The following is a 21,417-nucleotide window of genomic DNA, read 5'->3' as shown; positions in this document are numbered from 1 at the left end:
AGAAAGAAAATGAAAGGAATCGTTTTAGCTGGCGGGAGTGGAACACGTTTATACCCTTTAACTAAAAGTGTATCCAAGCATTTGTTGCCTGTTTATGATAAACCTTTGATTTATTATCCTTTATCTGTCCTCATGCTTGCGGGGATCAGGGAAATTCTCATCATTTCTACTCCCCAGGACCTACAAAATTATATGAATCTCTTAGGCGATGGAACTGATTTTGGCATCCGTTTGCAATACGAGGTTCAGCCCAAACCCGAGGGTATTGCTCAGGCTTTTATAATAGGTGAGGATTTTATTGGCGATAATGGAGTTTGCCTCATTTTAGGCGACAATATTTTTTGGGGCCAAGGATTTACTACAAAACTCAAAGAAGTAGCCTCACAAACGATGGGTGCAACAGTATTTGGATATCAGGTTAATGATCCGACCCGCTTTGGAGTTGTAGAGTTTGATAAAGACCTTAAAGTACTATCCATAGAAGAAAAACCAGAATTTCCTAAATCACATTTTGCTGTAACGGGATTGTATTTTTATGATAATAATGTGGTCCAAGTTGCTCATGATGTACGCCCTTCACTTCGGGGTGAATTAGAAATTACCAGCATTAATCAAGCTTACCTTGAACGCGGTATGCTAAATGTTGAACTACTGGGACGTGGTTTTGCCTGGCTTGATACCGGTACCCATGATAGTCTTCTGGAGGCAGCCTCATTTGTAGAAACAATTGAAAAAAGACAAGGATTTAAAGTTGCATGTCTTGAAGAAATTGCCTGGAGGAACGGTTGGTTAAATGATCAAGAAATCTCCAAAGCTGCTTTTGCTTTATCAAAAAATAGTTATGGAGAATATCTCTTCTCTTTGTTAAGAAACCCTTAGAATAGATGAGATGATGCAAAAATAAATCTATATGGTTGATTTTTTGTAATTAATTTTTGGTTTTGCTCATGCGGATTTTTTTACTTCATTATTTTGAGCTTGATATTATGGATGACCTAGACTTAAAAACGAAAGCACGATTGTCAAAAAAAATTGCCATTCTGCAATCTAATTATATTCCTTGGAAAGGTTATTTTGACATGATCGCTGCGGTCGATGAGCTCATTCTTTTTGATGATATGCAATTTACTCGACGTGATTGGCGTAATCGTAATCAAATTAAAACATCCCAAGGGCTCCAGTGGTTAACTGTTCCGGTGAAAGTTAAAGGCAAATATTTTCAGAGTATCCGGGAAACTGAAATTGATGGTGAGGATTGGGCGCAAAATCATTGGAAAACATTAACACAAAATTATCGACGCGCACCTTATTTTGACGAAATTGCTGCTTGGCTTGAGCCACTTTACCTAAACAACTCCTATACGCATCTTTCCGTATTAAACCACCAATTTATAAAAACCATATGTCATTATCTAGGGATAAAGACGGCGATTAAAAATTCATGGGATTATATTTTAGTAGAGGGAAAAACAGAGCGATTAGCTAATTTATGTCTCCAAGCTGAAGCTGCGGAGTATATTTCAGGACCCGCCGCTATGGATTACATCGAAGAAGATGTGTTTACTGCCCACGACATTAAACTTACTTGGTTTGACTACACTGGTTATGAGGAATATCCTCAATTGTGGGGAGAATTTATCCACCAAGTTTCGATTCTTGACCTGTTATTTAATTGTGGGAACAATTCATCAACTTACATGAAGTATTTAAATACATGAAACTTTCAATTGTAACTACCCTTTATAAATCTGAGGCTTTTATTCAAGAATTTTATCAAAGAATAACGCTAATCGCGCAGAAATTCGCGAATGATGATTATGAAATTATTTTTGTAAACGACGGCTCACCTGATAAAAGTCTTGAACACACAGTGCACCTCACTGAACATGACAAGCATGTTGTGGTAGTCGACCTTTCACGTAATTTTGGCCATCACAAAGCAATGAGAGCCGGACTCGAATACTCCCGGGGTGACTATATATTTTTGATTGACAGTGATTTAGAAGAAGAACCTGAGTGGCTAATCGCTTTTTCTGAACACATGGAAAAGGAACAATCTGATGTAGTATATGGAGTGCAGGAGTCTCGTAAAGGCAATTGGTTTGAACGGTGGAGTGGGGAAATTTATTATGTATTCCTAAATTGGTTAATAAATATTGATCATCCTAAAAATATAACCACCGCTCGCTTAATGACCAGACGATATGTGGACTCTTTGTTACGTCATAAAGAAATCGAGTCCGTTATTTCCTGTTTATGGGTGATCACTGGATTCAAGCAATGTGCTTACACGGTAAAAAAACATACAAAGAGTACCACTACTTACAATTTTTTTAAAAAAATTAATCATATGATCAATGCAGTTACCTCTTTTAGTGCCACCCCGCTGCATATGATTTTCCTGTGCGGAATTTTTGTTTTTTTAGGTGCTATTGGTTATGCAACACTCCTAATTATTCAACGATTTTTGCTGGCAACTCCCCTAAATGGTTGGACGTCCATAATGGTTTCAATTTGGTTATTGGGTGGTATGATCATTTCGTTTATAGGAATAATAGGAATTTATTTGGCAAAGATATTTTCTGAGACCAAACAACGCCCTTATGTAATTATTAGGAATATTTATGGAAAAAGTAATTGAGGATATTAATACCAAATATGAACGGCATTATGCGAGCAGAAGCAGTTTGAAAGTCTATCCAACTGAGTTTGTTGTACGAACAATGCTTGCGAATTACCCAGGATTGAACTTTTCAAAACCAGTACCAGGTAATAAAATTCTAGACGTTGGTTTTGGTGATGGAAGAAACACCACTCTCCTTTGTGATCTCGGATTGGATGTGAGTGGCATTGAAATAACCCAAGGGATTGTAGATCAAACACAGCAAAGACTGACAAAAATGGGATATAACCCCGATTTGCGAGTGGGCAGAAACTCCATTATCCCTTTTGCCGAAGCTGAATTTGATTATATTTTAGCATGCCACTGTTGTTATTACTGTGATGAAAATGAAACCTTGCTCGATAATCTTAATGAATACTCAAGGGTATTAAAGAAAGATGGGTATTTAATTGCCTCTGTTGCTAATAAATCATCCTATATCTTTGAGAATGCACAAGAACTAAAAGATGGAACTTTAACTATCGCTAAAGACCCCTACAACAATCGTAATGGATATCGATTACAAGCTTTTTCCAGTAAAGAAGACATTGAGGACTATTTCTCGCCTCTCTTTAAAAATTTTTCTTTCGGCTCTGCTGATAATGATTATTATGGGATTACTGAACGCGTATTTTGGGTAGTATGTCAAAAGAGGTAATAAATGAAAAACGATTTCCGTTATTGCTGTCCTGAATTGAAATGTGAACGTGCGATTTTGTCCAGTCAAAATGATGGGTTGCATTGTCCTAATGGACATTTCTTCCCCTTTATTCAAAACACAAATGCTCCTATTTTTGCGTGTGAAGCAGATAATGCTAATGATTACGCCCAAGAAGATGCAGTGACCATTCATGACAATTCGTTCCAATGGGTTTTTCAAACTTTTGGAACCGATGAATCCACTTTAAGAAAAAATTTAGTTTCCCGTTTAAATTTATCCCCAGGTCAGACCATTCTGGTGACAGGAGCTGGTTCGGGTAATGATCTCCCCTTTCTTGCCCAAAATTTACGTGGAAAAGGGACTATTTATGCGCAAGATATATCCAAACAAATGCTCATAGCAGGCATAGAAAAATACAGCTCTAGTCTTACAGAATTTGGTGTAGAGGTATTTTTCTCAGCAAGTGATGCGACAAATCTCCCCTTTGAAGATAATTTTTTTGATGCTGCTTATCACTTTGGGGGACTTAATTTATTCTCTGATATTCAGAAAGGTATATCGGAAATGGATCGCGTTGTTAAACCGGGTGGACAAGTGCTCATCTGTGATGAAGGAATAGCTCCCTGGCTTAAGGAAACTGAGCTTGGGAAGATGCTTATTAAAAATAACCCACTGTACGCTTATGAAGCTCCGTTGTCTCTCATTCCCGCCAATGCTAGAGCGGCAAAGTTATCCTGGGAACTTAGTCATTGTTTTTATGTCATAGAATTTACGGTGGCAGATACAGCACTCCCCATTAATATTGATATCCCTCATAGGGGTAAACGAGGCGGAAGCATCCGTTCACGTTATCTTGGACAGCTTGAAGGAGTGGATCCCGCTTTGAGAGATAAGGTGTATGCAGTGGCAGAAAAACTTGGTATGAGCAGAGTTGAATACTTAGAGCGATTGCTAAAAACGGGTTGTGAGTTGTAATTGATTTTGGAGATAAAATGAAGGATCGCCTCAAACATGCAATACCTTTTAATTGGAAAAAACGAGGATTAGTGTTCGAACCGAATATTCCTGGTTTTAGTTATGGCTCACATCCTTGTGCAATCCATTACCAAGATGACATTTTTATCGTTGCATTTACATGCCGTGATTCAAAAAGCCGTTCACATATTTTCTTATCTTATGCCACTGTGTTTGAGGGACATATGTCACTTATCGGGACTCCTAAATTGGCACTCACTCCTGGAGCTCCTGGTTACTTTGACTGCGACGGGGTAATCAGTGTTTGTTTTGTAACTAATAAGAATCAACATTATTTATATTATGTAGGATGGCAAAATCTTCCGGAAGAGTTATGGATCTGTGATACAGGCAGAGCAATTCTAAATGGTGAAAATCTCACCTTAGAGAAAGAATTCCTAGGACCTGTTCTAGGCCGAGATAAAAATAACCCACTTTTTGCAGCAGCAACTGCATTCCATATCAAAGATGATATTTGGCATACCTGGTATAACTCAGGCATAAAATGGGAGAAACTGGAGCATGGTTGGCACCATCATTATGGTATCCATCACGCGCAATCACACAATGGTATCGATTGGGTTTGCGACCCTGGAATGTGTATTCCATTTGCAGATGAATATGAGTATGCTTTTGGTCGTCCGAGCGTCTATTATAACGAGGGAATCTACTACATGTGGTTTGCTCATCGCGCCACAAAAGAGATTGCGACTTATCGGATCGGCTTTGCTTCATCTTCTGACGGATTAAACTGGGATCGTAATGATAACTTGGCAGGTATTGATGTATCCTCTGAAGGCTGGGATAGCGAAATGATTTGTTACCCCTATATTTTTGAACATCAAGATCAACTCTATATGCTTTATAATGGCAATGATTATGGAAGAACCGGGTTTGGCCTGGCGGTACTGGAGGATCTTCAATGAAAAAAATTATTTTAGCGGGCAATGCAATTACAGCCAATATTCTGCTTGATTATCTAGCACAAGACCCACGTTATAAAGTAGTAGGGCTTACAGTCGATGATGACTTCATTGACACAAATGGGGCTCCTGGTGCTCCCTCTATTCCTTTATCGAATCTGGTTTCTGATTATAACCCCCATGATCATTCGATAATTATGGCTATGGGATATCACGACATTAATCGGAGTCGTGAGTCAATGTTTCATCGCCTTAAAGCAATGGGTTATCTAATTGAGTCATATATTCATCCTGATGCTAAAGTTTATACCCGACAACCTCTTGGTGAAGGTTGTGTTGTTTTACCTTCAGCAGTTATTGAACCCCATGTCACTGTAGGTGCGAATACTATGATCTGGGCTAATGTAACTTTGGCGCATCATTCCAGCATAGATGAGCATTGCTGGGTTGCGTCCGGCGCGGTGGTTTCTGGACAAGCCCAAGTGAAGCGCAACACATTCATCGGAGTGAACGCAACAATTGTTAATGAAGTAGTAGTTGATGAGTACTGCATTATTGGTGCTGGGGCTTTAATAACCAAAAATACAAAACCCTCAAGTGTTCATTTAGCACGTTCTGGTGAGGAACTCCGCTACTCATCACAAGAATATGTGAAATTTTTTGGAGTTTAAAAACATGAATCAGCGTTTAGTTTCGGTTTTAGCGAATGTGTTTGGTTTACGAACGGATGAAATAAAAGTTGAATTGACTAAAGCGAATTTGGGAAGTTGGGACTCCCTTAAACAGATGGACTTAGTAATATCGCTCGAGCGAGAGTTCAATATTGCGTTAGAAATACCTGATATTATTCGAATGGATTCAGTTGGACAAATCATTGACGTTCTCGCAAATAAAGGAGTTGATCTTGGAGCTTAGAGGTGCGATTGCCCTGGTTACTGGGGGCGCGAAAGGACTAGGCTTGGCAATTGCTACTTATTTATATGAGCAGGGTACCAAGGTTCTAATCGTAGATTTGGATGCTCGAGCTCTGGATGACTTACCCCAAGGTTTGGAAGGTTATGTTCTTGATGTGACCCAGCCCAATGAAGTAAAAAATGTTATCCAGGAGATCATCACTTGCCACGGCCGCATTGACATTTTAGTGAATAATGCGGGGGTCATCTTTAGCAAACCTCTAGTGAACATCATGAATGCTCCCGATATCATGCATGATTATGAAAGCTTTCGCCAATGTATTACTAAGAACATGGATTCTGTATTCATAATGACCGCAGCCGTGGTCGAGCACATGGTAATGAAAAGAATTAAAGGGGCCATCGTAAACATTAGTTCAATTAGTGCCCGCGGTAATGAAGGACAAATTGCTTACTCTGCAGCAAAAGCGGGAGTTAATGCAATGACAGTCACTTTATCTAAAGAACTTGGGAGGTTGGGTATTCGGTGTAATGCAGTAGCACCAGGCTTTATAGACACTGATTCCACTCGGCATGCACTTAATGAATCCATAATCAAACACATTCAAACCAATACACCCCTTCGGAGACTTGGCGAGGCAAATAATGTAGCTCTTGCAGTAGCTTCCCTGATCATCAATGATTTTATGAATGGTGTGGTACTGGATGTTAACGGCGGATTGACCATTTAAAATGATACGATTAGAAAAAAAAGGGTATGAACAAATATATCGGCTCTATTTAAGTTGCCCATTTTTTTTCCCATTAATCGCAGCGGTACTACTCGATGAGCAAGATGGGGTTGTCTATATTAATGATCAAAACACCCCCTCCCAAATTTATGTGGAACATGCCTTTGGATTTGCACAAATATTCGGCAATATGGACTCTCGCTTTGAGCTCGAACTAGAAGACTATTTACTCCTCGATAAAAATTTTCATTCCGATAAAGTTCGTCTGTATGCTGCTTATGCTCCCGAATTTATACTAAAACCTCAATATGAGCCGCTGAGATCCTATAGGCAACGCTTCGTGCTTGACTCTGAATATCAAATGGATACGCCAACCCTCTTGAAACAATCAGGAAAAATAAATTTCTCAGGAGTGAATCAAACAAATATTGATCTAATCGAGAGCCACTTTCATTTAGTTTCAAGATTTTGGCGAAATGAGTCTGATTTTATCCAGAAGTCTAATGCTATTGTGGTTTTATATGACGGAAAATTAGCCTCCATCTGTTATGCCGCAGCCGAAGCGAATCACTGTACAGAGATTGATGTGCTGACCCTACCTAATTATAGAAATTTGGGACTAGCGAATAAGGCTGTTCTTTGTTTTATTCATCACTGCCTTGAAATAGGATTAACTCCATGGTGGGATTGTTTCACTAATAATTCCGGTTCCATGATGCTCTGTAAGTCAGTAGGTTTTAAGGCAATGAATGATCCTTATCTTTTTTTCACTATCAATAAATAAGGTAGTAAAAATTGAACAATGCTCAATAATATTCTACAAAACTTTTGAAGAGAACATATGAATAAATATTTCCATAACTTAGGTTTACTATTCGATGATGTTGCATTAGAAAATGCAATCCAACCTGCTCTTCGTTATCCTGAACAATCCCGTACCTATGAAGAATTGATGGATTGGTCCCAACGATTAGGTGCTTTTTTACTTGCCAAAGGAATGAAGCCTGGTGATGTGATTGCAATTGGAAGTAGTAAACAATTTTTGACCTATGCCCTCATGATTGCGTCCATTCGGTTAGGTATCGCCTATGTCAATATGGATGTCGCCGCCCCCTTGGCCCGCAATTTACCCATTATGCAAGTGAGCCAAGCGGTATTTTTATTTTATGATGATCCAGCGTACAGCAAACAAATCCACGATTTAGCCAATGCAAGTAAAATCCAAGCGATTGAACTTACACCGGATACCTTTCCGTCGATCACAGCAGGTGATCGGAAACGGCAAACGCAGTTAATGCAACAAATAGATGGCTCTACGATTGCCTATGTCATGTTCACTTCAGGCTCTACAGGAACGCCCAAGGGCGTTGCGGTAACCCATCAAAATGTACTGCATTTTATCTCTTGGGGTAATCAGTATTTTAAAATAAAAAAACAGGACAATTTTGCTCATTTGAGCCCTTTGTACTTTGATAATTCGGTCTTTGATTTTTATGTAGGATTATTTTCTGGAGCCTCATTGAGTCCTGTACCGCGCGAGTTGTTGACTAAACCCTATGAACTTGTCGCTCATGTAGGCAAGATGCAATGTACTATTTGGTTTTCAGTACCCTCCTTATTAATCTATTTAGTCACCCTGAAAGCAATGGAAATCAAAGTACTCTCAAAGTTACGCCATATTATTTTTGGTGGTGAAGGTTATCCCAAGGCGGAACTAAAAAAACTTTATGAGTTGTTTTCCAAACAAGCAACATTGACTAATGTTTATGGACCTACTGAATGTACATGTATTTGTAGCGCTTATGAGTTAAATGATGATGATTTCCAACAGCTAAGTGGGCTTCCGCCCTTAGGGAAACTCAACCCTAATTTTGATTATCTTATTCTTGATGAACATGACCAAGAAGCTCCCGAGGGTGAGCTCTGTCTTCTAGGGCCGAATGTTGCGGCAGGTTATTTTAACGAATTAGAACGCAGTGCAAAATCGTTTATAACTCTTACGGAACCAAAACGTTTTATGAAACGTATGTATCGGACTGGAGATCTAGTTCAAGAAATAGATGAAGAATTACATTTTGTTGGACGAAAAGACAACCAGGTAAAACACATGGGGTATCGTATTGAATTAGAAGAAATAGAACATGCTTTGGTAAAATTTACGCAAATAAATCAAGCAGCAGTTGTTTATCATCGAACCAATGTAGCCTATGGAAAACTTATCGGTTTTGTGGCTAGTTCTGACGAGGTCGATGAACAAACCCTTTTAGGAAATTTAGGTGAAGTATTGCCAACCTATATGATCCCAAGTCGCATTATTGTAAGAAAAGAATTACCTAAGAATCCAAATGGAAAAGTAGATCGACAACAACTCCTTTTACAATGTGCAGACTAATAATGAATGAATTAATACAAAAATTTCCGGGCCTATTTCAATTCATTCGTTACAGTGTAGTGGGAGTGATTAATAATTTTATTGGTTACATTATTTACTTGCTCGTCACTTTTTTTTGGCTTGAACCCAAAGTAGCGATTACTCTTTTTTATCCAATTGGCGCGTTGATAGGTTACTTTAACCATTTCAAATATTCATTTTCCTATCAAGGAACACATCTCGCCCTACTAAGATATGGGATCGCCCATTTTATAGGGTATGGGATTAACTTTATCATGTTGTTCGTTCTTGTAGATAAATTTAACTTTCCGCATCAAGCAATCCAAGCAATAGCTATTTTTGTAGTTGCTTGTGCATTGTTTCTTATGTTTCGATATTTTGTTTTTCCGCACGCACATTATACAAAATGTGAGGCCTCAAGATTTTGAGTCTGTATCTTAATTAAAAGTAATACTAAAAAGGATGAAATTGTGCAACATATACTTTCGACTATAGTTAGGAAACCTCAAACATCTAGAGCCACATTACTTTTTTACTCTTTCATTTTATTAGTATCCCTCATGTTCCTCATCTGTCATTTTTTTGAGCTCCATTGGAGAACTAATGATGACGTCGGAATGTCGATGATCGCTCATGGTTATGGTATAGCTAAATTAGCTTCCCCAAATATTCTTTTCTCAAATGTATTGTGGGGATATTTGGTGGGAATTACTCCCTCGATTAATGGAGTATTAGGGTACTCTATTATGACTTTATGCGTCCTTACAATTGTTGGAGTAATCATATTTTACGGGCTATCTCAGTTGGCCGGGTATGGAGTCGCTTTTTCAATTCTATTGTTGATAGTCGTCCCTGCTATTCTTTGGCCACAATTTACTATTAATGCGGGCTTACTCCAAATTAGTGCTATTATTTGCTGGTGTCTTTATGCAAAACAAAGAAATTTACTAGTGTTAGTGGGAGGTTGTTTACTTGCGTATTTCAGCTATCTAATTCGTAGTCAAGAATTTTGGTTAGTTCTAATTATCTCCTTACCTATTTTACCCTGGCGAATATTATTTCTTCGAACGGTCAAAATTGCTTTCTTTATTCTAGCGTTAGCAATTCTTGTTTCTGCTACTATAAATTATCAAGCCTATCAAAGTGAGGATTGGAACGCTTATAATACCCTTAATCCAGCACGTGCCTCTTTTACAGATTATGGTGCAGGTACATACTTGAAACAACATAAAGAGATATTAGCACAGCATGGTTATACTAATAATGATATTGATTTAATCAGCAACTGGTTTTTTGTTGATCCACATATTGCAAATCCTAAAACACTTAAAATTATGCTGAAACAATTAGGTCCCTTACCTCGTCAAGAAAGAGCCTTGGATAAGGCATGGCTCGGTGTAAAAGCATTGTGGAGTCGTCCACTGTTAATCACTCTAATAACGGCGTTATTATTGGGATTATTGCATCCGAGCTGGAAAATAGCTGTTAGTTGGGGACTCTGTGTCGCAGCAATATTTACTCTTGGTCTTTTAGGTCGTCCCGGGGTTTTACATGTATATGTACCTGTAGTTTCATTGCTTTTAATTGTGCCTTTTCTGAATGGAACTGTGCCTCAATGGCGAAATTATTTAAGTATCGCATTATTGCTTTTTGCCGCTCTTTTTAATACGAGTAAGGTTTTCTCGGAAGCTAAATTGCAACAAATAGTTGCAGCAAAAACTCGTGCGGCTTATGTGCACTTCCCTGATGGCCCCATGATAGTATGGGGAGCAGCTTTCCCATACGAATTAATTTATCCAGTCATAGGAGTACCTCCATCCGCAATGTTATATAAACATTACGGTTTAGGTACTTCAACCTTAGCACCATTCACTCTGGCTTATGCAAAACAAAAAGAAGGTAATGGCCTCATAGGAGAGCTATTCCAAAAAGATGGGATTGCCATATTAGCTCCTAATAGTTACTTAAAAATTCTTTCAATTTATTGTAATGAACATTTTTCTGGGAAATTAGAAGAAATTAAATCATCCTCGTACGGGGGCATTAAGTTAAGACAACAACGATGTATTAAAAACAAAATAGGAACAGTTGTTTAGAAAATTATTAAGCAGTGCAAATTACTTGTTGGCGATTTAGTATTTTCTGCAAAGTGAAATTTTTGGACCGCATATTCAGCTACAGAGGTAACATGGACATTATATTATTTAATCGACCCTACAAAACAGGTAAAGAGCTGCATTATATTGCAGACTCTCATCTTAATAATCAACTTTCTGGCGACGGCCGATTTACCAAACGTTGCCATGCCTGGCTTCAAGAGCAAACAAAGAGCCAGAAAGCGCTGTTAACCCACTCCTGTACCGCAGCCTTAGAGATGGCTGCTATATTACTGGATATAAATCCGGGGGATGAAATCATTATGCCCTCGTATACTTTTGTATCTACTGCCAATGCATTTGTGCTTCAAGGGGGTAAACCCGTTTTTGTTGATATACGTGAGGATACCCTGAACCTTAATGAGCAACTCATTGAAGCTGCCATTACATCAAAAACTAAAGCTATAGTCCCTGTACATTATGCTGGGGTTGCCTGTGAAATGGATGCGATTATGGATATAGCGAAGCGGCATGATTTGAGGGTAGTCGAGGATGCTGCTCAAGGAGTCATGGCAAGCTACAAAGGTAATACTTTAGGAGGTATTGGTGATCTGGGTGCCTATAGTTTTCATGAGACTAAAAATATCATCTCTGGAGAAGGCGGTGCACTTTTAGTAAATAACCCTGATATGGTGATGCGAGCAGAAATAATCCGAGAAAAAGGAACTAATCGCAGTAGATTTCTCCGGGGAGAAGTGGATAAATACACTTGGCAAGATGTGGGCTCATCTTTTCTACCAAGTGACATGATTGCTGCATTTCTTTGGGCTCAACTTGAAGATGCCGAAAACATTACCCAACAACGTTTATTGATCTGGAACTATTATCACCAACTTCTTGAATCTTTAGAAACTAAAGGGGTTCTTCGTCGTCCCATAGTACCCGCTCACTGTAATCACAATGCTCATATCTACTATGTGCTGCTCGCTCCAGAAATAAATCGCCATGTTATTCTCAGCAAACTCAAAGAAAAAGGTATCTTTGCGACCTCTCATTATGTGCCATTGCATTCCTCAGAAGCAGGTCAGCGTTTCGGTACAAGCCATGGTAGTTTAGCTCTGACTGAGTCACTTTCAGAAAGAATACTTAGATTACCCTTGTGGGTTGGCTTAACATCCGCACAACAGGAAATGATTGTTGAACATCTTAGCAATGCTATAAGCAATTAAGTTTTAAGTGTTCCAGATACCATTGTACGGTTTTTCTTATCCCTGTTTCGAATGATTCTTGGGGTTTCCAGTTCAATTGTCTGCTTATCTTGGTTGCGTCAATTGCATAGCGCTTGTCGTGACCAGGCCTATCTCCTGTAAAGATTATCAGATCTTTTAATCGAGAATTATTAGATGCTTTCAATTCTTCTAACGTATCGCAAATAGCATGTACAACCTGAATATTTTGCAATTCATTATATCCACCAATATTGTAAGTCTCTCCTACTATCCCATGCAGGGCCACTTCTAATAACGCTTTAACATGATCCTCAACATACAACCAATCTCGTATTTGAGTTCCTTTTCCATAGACAGGGATAGGTTTCCCCATAAGCGCATTTTGAATAGTTTGGGGGATTAGTTTTTCTGGATGCTGAAACGGACCGTAGTTATTCGAACAATTCGTAACCAGAACAGGTAAACCATAAGTTTTATGCCAGGCACGAACCAGATGATCAGAACTCGCTTTACTAGCAGAGTAAGGGGAACTGGGTGCATATTTTGAATTCTCGTGAAATAAAGGTAACTCTATATTGGGATCGTTTTGATCCTCGGGATGAGGCAAATCCCCATAAACTTCATCCGTAGAAACATGATGAAAACGAAAACTATTTTTTTTATCTGCCGTCAAAGTGTCCCAATATTGCCTGGCTTGTTCCAGTAAATTATAAGTACCCACTATATTGGTTTGGATAAACTGAATTGGAGTTTTTATAGACCGATCCACATGCGATTCAGCAGCTAAATGCAGGATGATGTCTGGTTTAAATTGAGTTAAAACTCGACTTATTGCGACTTCATCACATATATTTTCTTGTTCAAATCGGTAACGAGGGTGATTCTTTACTGAATAAAGAGAGGCGGGATTCGCAGCATAGGTCAAGGCATCAATATTCGTGACGAAGTGTTCCGTATGATGGATGAGGTGTCTGATGAGCGCCGAACCAATAAACCCGCTACCCCCAGTGACTAAGATCTTTTTACTGTTTTCCATGAGTGAACCAATTTCCTTTTAAAGTAATGATTCGATTTTACAGTTAAAAGAGGCTCGATGGAACGTATTAAATTGTTCTAAGGTACAGCTAAATCCGCCATTCAAAACGGATATACTTTAGAGGGGAATAATTCCTTTTTGGTTATGCAGCTTTATCTTGGTTTGCCACTAGAACTATTTTTTTATTAATCCTACCATCGGTAATGGTCTGACCAATTTGTTGATTACTATATAAAGTAAACGCATGGTCCTTATCCATGTTATTGAGTAATGCTTCATTTTCAGCGAGATAAGATAAAACATAACGAAACAGATTATGCGACGATTTTATGCGGCTGTTGTATTTTCCATCGTATTCGTCACCCCACAGAATCGATAAAAAAGCCCCTTGTCGTTCGATAACCTCTTCAGGATTTCGGATCCCTTCCCGAGTACAATGTTTAAAAATATACGGACCATGATCGCCGGCAATAATAATGATCGAATTTTTATCCCTTGCTCGAATCGTATCCACCATTGACACTACAAATTGCGACGTAGAATTTATTCGTTGGCTGTATTTTTGTATTTCCTCTGCTTCATTACAGTGATTAATTGTCTTGGAATTGGTGTCTGAATGAGCAGGGAAAGTAAATGCATGGATATAAGTAAAATTAGGATGGTCTAAATTCAATTTCTTTAATTTTTGGAGGGTTTCAGTAATAAACGCATTCCTATCATTATGGGCAAGTTCGTTTGGATCAAAAAATAAAACCTTTTTTTCTTCTTTGAATAAAACACTCACGTTTACGGGAGATAAGAAACTAAGAATGGATAAGACTTTTTCTTTTATGCTGTTAAGAGAAGGTCTTAATTTATTGGTCACGTTAAAATAGCAAAGATCTGCTGAACAATTATCTAATAAAAATACATCCAGTTCATGCATGATATTTATCTTATAACCATTATCTCTAAAAATATCGTACAGTTTTCCCTCATTTAATATGTGTCTTAATCGTAAAATAGGATCCACTTGATACGCATTTAAATCCTGGTATTTATAACTTAAGTTAAAATAAGTAAATAACGCATATTGCGTTGCTTGTAAGGAAGTATAAAAATCCGGGTAATTAACAAACCCCTTTTGTTCTAATTCATTAAGAAATTGATGATGATCATTTTGTATGCCCAACCGATTTAAGCCATTAATATTAGTTAAGCTGTCTGCGAGGATAAAATATACGTTTTTTTTATTTTTTAAGACAATTTGTGGCTGATGTTTATTTGGTATTTGAGGAGCATCGAAATTTAATTTCGGAGTAATGGTTTTCCCCAAATTAAAAAGATTAAGCACTAAAAAAATCAAAACAAACATTTTGCTTTGCTTTTCGAATAGAAAAAAGCCCAGGCAGAAAAATGCTGCGCCAAAAAAAGTAAAAAGCAACCATTTTGAATAAACCGAATTATTTTGCAAATAAACCAAATAAGGTAATTCTGGATTATTAAAGACAGAATGTCTCATCATTATTAAGAACAATACCAGTAAGATACCATAGGTAATTTTCAGGCTCAGGGACTCATTAATTCTTAAGACCTTTGTTAAAAAAAACTTTGAGAATAATAGTCCACTTCCATTTACACATAATAAAATTAAAAATGAGATAAATATCTCAAATAGAGAAAAACTATTAAAATTATTTGATGCATAGAACAACAAAGGGTACAGAAGCACAAGGAACATTAATGCATATAAGTTCGAGGTTTTTTTCAAAAAATTACTCATGATCTTAGGAGTTCACTGGTTTGAGTAGATACAGCGTTCTGTACGAATTTTTGATCTGAACTTTATTTAAAATATCAAAATGTTTCGCACATTCTTCTTCAAAAGCGTGTTGATTATAAAATGCAAATAAATGTTCAAAGCCTCTTTTCCGAGCCAATAACTGCTTCACCCAGGAATCCTCAGGAGCAATAAATTCAATAATTAAATAATTAGACATTTTCTTGAAATAATTTAACACCATTGAGAACGTACAATTATTCGATATGCATAAATGATGAATCAATGCCAATGCCATAATGCAATTAATCTTTTTATTGATGATGCGACTGGAAAAAGAATCTCGCTCTTGATTATCAAAGCCAATACTCGGAGTGGGATTAGTAATATCAATCACTAAAGGAATTATAGAAGCGACATCCGTTGCCCTATTGATTAAATAATTTTGATCTACAGCGATAGGATCAATATCGGTACTAATAACTAAATCCTTTCCTTCAGCAATCAACCTTGAAAAATGACCATTATTTCCTCCTACATCCCAGATTGTTTTCGCCTCAATAAGTGATATCCATTGAGATATAATTTCATTTTTTTCTTTAAATGCATCTTCAGAATAATTAGTGATTTGATAATAATTGCTCCATTCAGTCTTTTTTTCTAAATAAGTTAGAGACTTAATAAAGCGCTCCATGTAGTTTAACAAACCCATTAGCCTGGATTTGCTCAAGGATCTAACTGGTTCCGATGCTGCGGAGGTATTATTAAAGCGCTTAAGATTTTTAGCATGCAAATGAACATTTAATTTAATAAATGGTGAGAAATGAGTACTTATAGGAAGCATGCCACTCACCAAATCCAAAGGAAATCCATCGATGTAACTGCTTAATGCCTTAGAAAAATTAAGCGATTTATATTTCATTAAGAGTAAGGGGCCTAAGAAATGACGACAGAATTGGCCATATGCTCCCCAAGGTTGATTTTCTTTATAAAACTCAAAAGACAACGTATCAATAAAAATAGGTTTTCCATTCAATAATTGAATGTTAAAAATGGAAGCATCCTTTAAGCACATGTCATACGCTAAAGCACGTTTTGCAATATCCAAAGTTAACAAAGCAGCATCTTTTAATAAATGAAATGGCCACTCATAAGAATACGTAATAAACGGTATTTCTTGAGGATTAATAATAATCCGCTGTTCTGAGTTTTCTACGAGTTGATGGCTGATGAGCTTATTACTTTCACAAAGCTCAGCATATAAACCACTTTCCATTAAGTGTGAGTATTGTCGAAAATAGGCAGGAAAAATAATTCGCTGGATTTTTTTTAATTCGTTATTAAATAACACAAAACCACTGGGATCTCGAAATGAAGAAGGAAGCTGTGTGGCTGTTTGTGGCATTTCCATTGATTTACATCCAAAAATTAAGGGTTTTCAATTTCCTTTTTAGGGGCTGGTTGTTTTTTTGAGAATAATTTGCGAAAAAACGATAAAACCAATTCTTTAATTCGATGAAAAAACATTGCAACCATACCAAAAAATGCAATAAGTGACTGAATCAATAGACTTCCGGTTCCATAATCAAAATAAGCATAGGCCCCTTTAATGACAACAAGGTTCAATATCATGGCTTGAGTGATCAAAAACATTACTTTTTTTATTTTACTTATATTGAGTGCTTGCATTATTGACTAATTAGACTTTAAAAAAGCGCTACTTTAGCGGGCACCTTTTCTTTTGTCAAACAAATCCCTTCAGGCCAACTATAAGATCTCCGACTGAATTTCAACAAAAAATCTTTTACTCCTTAAGCCTTGTAAGAACTAGTTCAAAAATTTATGATCTATTGACCTTCTAAGTAATGGGACTACTGGAGAGATTATTGTGCTTAAGCGTATTTTTGATATTATCTTATCAGGTGCATTATTAATAATGTTCATGCCGATATTGGTTATTGTTGCATTATTAATCCGTTATCATTTAGGCTCACCAATCTTTTTTTATCAGAATCGTCCAGGATTACATGGAAAAACCTTCCGTCTGATCAAATTCAGAACAATGAAGGATTCATTTAATAAACAAGGTGAATTATTACCCGACAAAGATCGCGTCACTCGCCTTGGCCATGTTTTAAGAGCGTGCAGTTTGGATGAATTACCCCAATTATGGAATGTTTTTAAAGGCGAAATGAGCTTTGTAGGTCCTAGACCTCTATTAATCGAATACCTCTCCCTTTATAATAGCGAGCAAAAAAGGCGCCATGATGTCAAACCTGGGATTACTGGCTTAGCTCAAGTTAATGGCAGAAATGCCCTGAATTGGGAAGGGAAGTTTGCATTAGACTTATGGTATGTTGATCATCAGTCTTTTTATTTGGATATTAAAATTTTAATGTTAACCATTAAAAAAGTATTGATGCGAGAAGGAATTACAGGTCAAGGGAGTGTCACCAACGAAAAATTTACAGGTAATAACCCATGAAATCTCTTGCTGTTCTTGGTGCTGGTGGACATGCTAAAGTTGTTGCTGATGCAGCACTCTGTGCAGGTTGGCAGAATATTGTTTTTTTTGATGACCGATGGCCGAGCACCGATCGCGTAGGGGCATGGGTAGTTAATGGAAATACCCAATCCTTTCTATCACAAGCTTCTGAATTTGATGGACTCATTGTTGCAATTGGGAATAATTCCATTCGCATGGAAAAAATAACCCATTTTTTAAATGAAGGAATCCCATTAGTCAGCATCATTCATCCTTCAGCAATAATAAGTCCTTCTGCCAAGATAGCCGAAGGATCCGTAGTTTTTGCCAGAGCCGTATTAAACCCTGATTGCACCATTGGGGCGGGCACGATTATTAACACAGGTGCAATTATTGAACATGACTGTACCTTGGGGCAGGCAGTGCATATTTCGCCAGGCGTCAGTTTAGCTGGAAATGTGAGTGTGGGTAATTTAAGTTGGATTGGTATCGGCTCTTGTGTCCGCCAAGGTATTAAAATTGGCTCAGAAGTGATGGTTGGAGCAGGCTCGGTGGTTGTTCAAGATCTACCAGACTATTGTACCGCATTTGGCGTACCCGCAAAAATTTATAAAAAAAATTCATAGGATAAAATATGTTAAATACAGCATTTTCACCCTGGCCTAGTTACTCTGAAGAAGAGGCAGAACGAATACATCAAGTGCTTCTATCAAATAAGGTAAATTATTGGACTGGCAACGAATGCAGAGAATTTGAAAAAGAATTTGCAGCCTGGGCAGGTACTAAATATGCTGTTGCACTGGCAAATGGAACTATCGCACTTGATGTAGCCTTAAAAGCAATAGGAATAGGTGAAGGTGACGAAGTCATTGTGACTTCTCGAACCTTTCTCGCCTCGGCTTCCTCTATAGTGACTTGCGGAGGCACTCCGGTATTTGCCGATGTCGATGAAAACAGTCAAAATATTACCGTTGAGACCATTCGTGCGGTAGTAACTCCAAAGACTAAAGCAATAATCTGCGTTCATCTTGCGGGTTGGCCTTGTGATATGGACCCGATTCTTGAGTTAGCAGAAGAATTAAATTTATATGTCATTGAAGATTGTGCCCAAGCTCATGGAGCTCGATATAAAGGTCGTGCGGTTGGTTCAATAGGCCACATCGGAGCCTGGTCATTTTGCCAAGATAAAATTATGACTACTGGAGGCGAGGGGGGCATGGTCACAACCAATGATGAACAACTATGGTCTTCCATGTGGTCTTATAAAGATCACGGAAAATCTTGGGATGCCATATACAAGGAACCTATTGAGCCTGGTTTTCGTTGGGTTCATCGAAGCTTTGGTATAAATGGACGAATGATTGAAATTCAAGCGGTGATCGGGCGCTTACAACTTAAAAAAATGCCCACCTGGCATCAACAACGCCTGGGAAATTTAAAACAAATCCAAGAAGTAGCTTCCACTTTAAAAGGTCTAAGAGTTCCCCGGATTCCTGATGAAATTGTACATGCAGCTTACAAATGTTATGTGTTTATAGAAGAAAGCCAATTAGCTGTAGGCTGGGATCGTAACCGCATTTTAAAAGAGATTAATGAACGCGGGGTTCCCTGTTATCAAGGCTCCTGTTCCGAAGTTTATTTAGAAAAAGCATTTGATAATACAGGGTGGCGTCCGCATAATAGGCTCCCTGTAGCATCCAAGTTAGGTGAAACCAGTTTGATGTTTTTAGTTCATCCAAGTCTATTAAAATCAGAGATTGATAAAACCTGCCAAGTTCTTATAGAAGTGATGGAACAAGCAACCCAGGTGTAAGGTGTATGAAAGAATTAACTGAAACCATTGATATTAATATTCCCACTCATGAAATAAGAAACAGCCAATTTAAGCTTGCTGTTATTGACTTATTCGATGCCTTAAAAAAGTGGAAGCTATGGACCTATTTAGGCTGGAATGACATAAAAATCCGTTATCGGGGGTCAGTATTAGGTCCATTTTGGATCACCGCCAGTATGCTGGTTATTATTGTCGCTTTTTCTGTGGTATACAGTCAGCTGTTTCATCAATCAATAGCAGAGTATGTTCCTTTTTTTACAACCGGATATCTAGTATGGGTTTTAATTTCAGCAGGACTCGCGGAAAGTTGTAATACCTTTGTTGAGGCATCTCTGCTGATTAATGAAATCAAGTTACCCTACATTTTATATGTATTAAGGTTAACTTGGCGTCATGTCATCATATTTTTTCATAATGCCTTAGTCTATTGTGTTGTTGCACTTTATTTTCAAATACCCGTCAATTGGGCGATCCTGTATGTGATTCCAGGTTTATTTCTAATTATTTTAAATTTAATTTCTGCAGGTTTAATCTTATCTATATTAGGTACAAAATATCGGGATATTCCTCCTATTATTAATAGCTTGATTCAAGTAATGTTTTTTATTACTCCTATTTCTTGGAATGCAAACTTACTTCCAAACTCCGCCATTATCGTATTCAATCCATTAAATTATTTTATTGATTTAATTAGAATGCCTTTGCTAGGGCAAGCTCCGAATTGGGTGACATGGAATACCTGTCTTTTAATAACTATTATTTTATCCTGCATCTCATTTGTTCTGTTTGCTCGATTCAGAAGAAATATTCCTTTTTGGATTTAATTACGGAGTACGTTGTGTCTTTCATTGTCTGTAAAAATCTTTCACTTACCTATCCTGTTTATGATATTGATGCACGTTCTTTGAAAAGAGGAATCGCCAATATTGCAACCGGTGGTCTTTTAAGTAATGGGACAAGTGGCAAACTCCAAGTACAGGCTTTAAATAATATTTCGCTGCATTTAAAAAAAGGAGACCGTCTAGGATTAATAGGCCATAATGGGGCAGGAAAATCCACGTTACTTCGAGTTCTCTCCGGTGTTTATGAACCACTTCAAGGAACGATACACATTAAGGGAAATATCGTTTCGTTAATCAATATCAGCGTAGGCATGCAACCTACTCTTACGGGGTATGAAAACATCCGTATGCGGGGATTAATTCTTGGGTTATCTAACGATCAGATAAAAAGCATTATCAAAAACGTTGAAGAATTTACAGAACTTGGTGATTTTCTTTCAATGCCAGTTAAAACCTACTCCAGCGGCATGATGATCCGCTTAGCATTTGGTTTATCAACTGCTTTAGTACCCGATATTCTTCTAGTAGATGAAGTAATTGGAGTGGGCGATGCAAGTTTTATTGAAAAAGCCAAAAATCGCATGAATGAATATGTTAATCAATCCAATATAATGGTGCTTGCATCTCATTCAAATGAAATCATCAAACAATTTTGCAATTGCGTACTGTGGCTAGAACATGGAAGTGTAAAAATGTTTGGCGACGTCAATTCAGTGATGGATGTTTATGAAGGGAAAGTGCAACCGGCTTAATACGCTTGGCATTTTTTTGTAACAAGACGTGTAGCCTGGGTTGGGCGCCTGAAAACAGAAGCTTCGGCGCTCACCAAGGTTACAATC

At 37.7% G+C, this 21,417-nt stretch carries 23 protein-coding genes; 19 read left to right on the top strand and 4 right to left on the bottom strand.

Translation table 11 applies throughout. The features are described from left to right. Positions 1–9: 9 nt before the first annotated feature. The 14 genes from rfbA (at position 10) to rffA (ending at position 12,622) form a co-directional block, all read left to right on the top strand. A complete protein-coding gene (gene rfbA, locus ACWTE2_RS08345; protein ID WP_182392298.1) occupies positions 10–879 on the top strand; it encodes a glucose-1-phosphate thymidylyltransferase RfbA in 870 nt (289 codons plus the stop codon). Between the two features lie 68 nt (positions 880–947). Continuing rightward, positions 948–1,718: a WbqC family protein gene (locus tag ACWTE2_RS08340; protein WP_454784971.1), complete on the top strand. Its 771-nt coding sequence runs from the start codon at positions 948–950 to the stop codon at positions 1,716–1,718. Beyond that, entirely contained in the window at positions 1,715–2,641 is a 927-nt protein-coding gene (locus ACWTE2_RS08335) for a glycosyltransferase family 2 protein (protein ID WP_454784970.1), read from the top strand. Before ACWTE2_RS08340 ends, ACWTE2_RS08335 begins: the two co-directional genes overlap by 4 nt. Next, positions 2,625–3,320 (top strand): class I SAM-dependent methyltransferase, encoded by a 696-nt coding sequence (locus ACWTE2_RS08330; RefSeq protein ID WP_454784969.1) that lies wholly within the window; start codon positions 2,625–2,627, stop codon positions 3,318–3,320. Before ACWTE2_RS08335 ends, ACWTE2_RS08330 begins: the two co-directional genes overlap by 17 nt. Positions 3,321–3,323: 3 nt before the next feature. Further along, positions 3,324–4,298 carry a class I SAM-dependent methyltransferase gene (locus ACWTE2_RS08325; protein ID WP_454784968.1) on the top strand — a complete coding sequence of 325 codons (975 nt, stop codon included), beginning with the start codon at positions 3,324–3,326 and terminating at the stop codon, positions 4,296–4,298. A gap of 17 nt (positions 4,299–4,315) precedes the next feature. Next, positions 4,316–5,263, top strand: a complete 948-nt coding sequence (locus ACWTE2_RS08320; protein WP_182392294.1) for a glycoside hydrolase family protein — start codon at positions 4,316–4,318, stop codon at positions 5,261–5,263. After that, positions 5,260–5,931 (top strand): acetyltransferase, encoded by a 672-nt coding sequence (locus tag ACWTE2_RS08315; RefSeq protein ID WP_454784967.1) that lies wholly within the window; start codon positions 5,260–5,262, stop codon positions 5,929–5,931. Before ACWTE2_RS08320 ends, ACWTE2_RS08315 begins: the two co-directional genes overlap by 4 nt. A 4-nt stretch (positions 5,932–5,935) precedes the next feature. Then, positions 5,936–6,175 carry an acyl carrier protein gene (locus ACWTE2_RS08310; protein ID WP_454784966.1) on the top strand — a complete coding sequence of 80 codons (240 nt, stop codon included), beginning with the start codon at positions 5,936–5,938 and terminating at the stop codon, positions 6,173–6,175. Continuing rightward, a complete protein-coding gene (locus ACWTE2_RS08305) occupies positions 6,165–6,905 on the top strand; it encodes an SDR family NAD(P)-dependent oxidoreductase (protein WP_454784965.1) in 741 nt (246 codons plus the stop codon). The genes ACWTE2_RS08310 and ACWTE2_RS08305 overlap by 11 nt, the downstream gene beginning before the upstream one ends. A gap of 1 nt (position 6,906) precedes the next feature. Continuing rightward, the gene (locus tag ACWTE2_RS08300) at positions 6,907–7,689 is read left to right on the top strand and encodes a GNAT family N-acetyltransferase (protein WP_454784964.1); all 783 of its coding nucleotides are present in this window, start codon (positions 6,907–6,909) and stop codon (positions 7,687–7,689) included. Positions 7,690–7,746: 57 nt separating this feature from the next. Continuing rightward, on the top strand, positions 7,747–9,297 hold the full coding sequence (locus ACWTE2_RS08295; protein ID WP_454784963.1) for an amino acid adenylation domain-containing protein: 1,551 nt from the start codon (positions 7,747–7,749) through the stop codon (positions 9,295–9,297). Positions 9,298–9,299: 2 nt separating this feature from the next. Then, positions 9,300–9,725, top strand: a complete 426-nt coding sequence (locus tag ACWTE2_RS08290; RefSeq protein WP_454784962.1) for a GtrA family protein — start codon at positions 9,300–9,302, stop codon at positions 9,723–9,725. A 42-nt stretch (positions 9,726–9,767) separates the two neighbouring features. Beyond that, entirely contained in the window at positions 9,768–11,393 is a 1,626-nt protein-coding gene (locus tag ACWTE2_RS08285; RefSeq protein ID WP_454784961.1) for a hypothetical protein, read from the top strand. Positions 11,394–11,485: 92 nt separating this feature from the next. Further along, positions 11,486–12,622, top strand: coding sequence for a dTDP-4-amino-4,6-dideoxygalactose transaminase (gene rffA, locus ACWTE2_RS08280; protein ID WP_454784960.1), 1,137 nt, complete (start codon positions 11,486–11,488; stop codon positions 12,620–12,622). Here rffA and rfbB read toward each other — a convergent pair. The 4 genes from rfbB to ACWTE2_RS08260 all read right to left on the bottom strand — a co-directional run bounded on the left by rfbB (position 12,609) and on the right by ACWTE2_RS08260 (position 17,106). Beyond that, on the bottom strand, positions 12,609–13,658 hold the full coding sequence (gene rfbB / locus ACWTE2_RS08275; protein ID WP_454784959.1) for a dTDP-glucose 4,6-dehydratase: 1,050 nt from the start codon (positions 13,656–13,658) through the stop codon (positions 12,609–12,611). The genes rffA and rfbB overlap by 14 nt on opposite strands. Before the next feature lie 142 nt (positions 13,659–13,800). Further along, positions 13,801–15,162 (bottom strand): sulfatase-like hydrolase/transferase, encoded by a 1,362-nt coding sequence (locus ACWTE2_RS08270; RefSeq protein WP_454784958.1) that lies wholly within the window; start codon positions 15,160–15,162, stop codon positions 13,801–13,803. Positions 15,163–15,424: 262 nt separating this feature from the next. After that, the gene (locus tag ACWTE2_RS08265) at positions 15,425–16,828 is read right to left on the bottom strand and encodes a class I SAM-dependent methyltransferase (protein WP_454784957.1); all 1,404 of its coding nucleotides are present in this window, start codon (positions 16,826–16,828) and stop codon (positions 15,425–15,427) included. A 17-nt stretch (positions 16,829–16,845) separates the two neighbouring features. Further along, complete coding sequence (locus ACWTE2_RS08260) at positions 16,846–17,106, bottom strand: hypothetical protein (protein WP_182392281.1); 261 nt, start codon at positions 17,104–17,106, stop codon at positions 16,846–16,848. A 199-nt stretch (positions 17,107–17,305) separates the two neighbouring features. Between ACWTE2_RS08260 and ACWTE2_RS08255 the strand changes: the two genes are divergently transcribed. From ACWTE2_RS08255 to ACWTE2_RS08235, 5 genes are read left to right on the top strand one after another with little or no spacing between them, the layout of a single operon-like run. Continuing rightward, positions 17,306–17,902 (top strand): sugar transferase, encoded by a 597-nt coding sequence (locus tag ACWTE2_RS08255; RefSeq protein WP_454784956.1) that lies wholly within the window; start codon positions 17,306–17,308, stop codon positions 17,900–17,902. Next, on the top strand, positions 17,899–18,528 hold the full coding sequence (locus tag ACWTE2_RS08250; RefSeq protein ID WP_454784955.1) for an acetyltransferase: 630 nt from the start codon (positions 17,899–17,901) through the stop codon (positions 18,526–18,528). Before ACWTE2_RS08255 ends, ACWTE2_RS08250 begins: the two co-directional genes overlap by 4 nt. 8 nt (positions 18,529–18,536) lie before the next feature. Further along, positions 18,537–19,715: a DegT/DnrJ/EryC1/StrS family aminotransferase gene (locus ACWTE2_RS08245; protein WP_182392279.1), complete on the top strand. Its 1,179-nt coding sequence runs from the start codon at positions 18,537–18,539 to the stop codon at positions 19,713–19,715. A gap of 5 nt (positions 19,716–19,720) precedes the next feature. Then, a complete protein-coding gene (locus tag ACWTE2_RS08240) occupies positions 19,721–20,560 on the top strand; it encodes an ABC transporter permease (RefSeq protein ID WP_454784954.1) in 840 nt (279 codons plus the stop codon). Between the two features lie 14 nt (positions 20,561–20,574). Next, a complete protein-coding gene (locus ACWTE2_RS08235; RefSeq protein ID WP_182392277.1) occupies positions 20,575–21,330 on the top strand; it encodes an ABC transporter ATP-binding protein in 756 nt (251 codons plus the stop codon). The last annotated feature ends 87 nt before the right edge of the window (positions 21,331–21,417 follow it).

The organism is Legionella nigrisilvae (genome assembly GCF_977063395.2).
The sequence above is the reverse complement of the archived record's forward strand: the minus strand, read 5'-3'. Positions and strand labels throughout refer to the sequence as shown.

Coding starts and splice junctions, on each gene's coding strand:
- rfbA (WP_182392298.1), top strand. CDS start 10: ATGAAAGGAATCGTTTTAGCTGGCGGGAGTGGAACACGTTTATACCCT.
- ACWTE2_RS08340 (WP_454784971.1), top strand. CDS start 948: ATGCGGATTTTTTTACTTCATTATTTTGAGCTTGATATTATGGATGAC.
- ACWTE2_RS08335 (WP_454784970.1), top strand. CDS start 1,715: ATGAAACTTTCAATTGTAACTACCCTTTATAAATCTGAGGCTTTTATT.
- ACWTE2_RS08330 (WP_454784969.1), top strand. CDS start 2,625: ATGGAAAAAGTAATTGAGGATATTAATACCAAATATGAACGGCATTAT.
- ACWTE2_RS08325 (WP_454784968.1), top strand. CDS start 3,324: ATGAAAAACGATTTCCGTTATTGCTGTCCTGAATTGAAATGTGAACGT.
- ACWTE2_RS08320 (WP_182392294.1), top strand. CDS start 4,316: ATGAAGGATCGCCTCAAACATGCAATACCTTTTAATTGGAAAAAACGA.
- ACWTE2_RS08315 (WP_454784967.1), top strand. CDS start 5,260: ATGAAAAAAATTATTTTAGCGGGCAATGCAATTACAGCCAATATTCTG.
- ACWTE2_RS08310 (WP_454784966.1), top strand. CDS start 5,936: ATGAATCAGCGTTTAGTTTCGGTTTTAGCGAATGTGTTTGGTTTACGA.
- ACWTE2_RS08300 (WP_454784964.1), top strand. CDS start 6,907: ATGATACGATTAGAAAAAAAAGGGTATGAACAAATATATCGGCTCTAT.
- ACWTE2_RS08295 (WP_454784963.1), top strand. CDS start 7,747: ATGAATAAATATTTCCATAACTTAGGTTTACTATTCGATGATGTTGCA.
- ACWTE2_RS08290 (WP_454784962.1), top strand. CDS start 9,300: ATGAATGAATTAATACAAAAATTTCCGGGCCTATTTCAATTCATTCGT.
- rffA (WP_454784960.1), top strand. CDS start 11,486: ATGGACATTATATTATTTAATCGACCCTACAAAACAGGTAAAGAGCTG.
- rfbB (WP_454784959.1), bottom strand. CDS start 13,658: ATGGAAAACAGTAAAAAGATCTTAGTCACTGGGGGTAGCGGGTTTATT.
- ACWTE2_RS08270 (WP_454784958.1), bottom strand. CDS start 15,162: ATGATGAGACATTCTGTCTTTAATAATCCAGAATTACCTTATTTGGTT.
- ACWTE2_RS08265 (WP_454784957.1), bottom strand. CDS start 16,828: ATGGAAATGCCACAAACAGCCACACAGCTTCCTTCTTCATTTCGAGAT.
- ACWTE2_RS08260 (WP_182392281.1), bottom strand. CDS start 17,106: ATGCAAGCACTCAATATAAGTAAAATAAAAAAAGTAATGTTTTTGATC.
- ACWTE2_RS08250 (WP_454784955.1), top strand. CDS start 17,899: ATGAAATCTCTTGCTGTTCTTGGTGCTGGTGGACATGCTAAAGTTGTT.
- ACWTE2_RS08245 (WP_182392279.1), top strand. CDS start 18,537: ATGTTAAATACAGCATTTTCACCCTGGCCTAGTTACTCTGAAGAAGAG.
- ACWTE2_RS08240 (WP_454784954.1), top strand. CDS start 19,721: ATGAAAGAATTAACTGAAACCATTGATATTAATATTCCCACTCATGAA.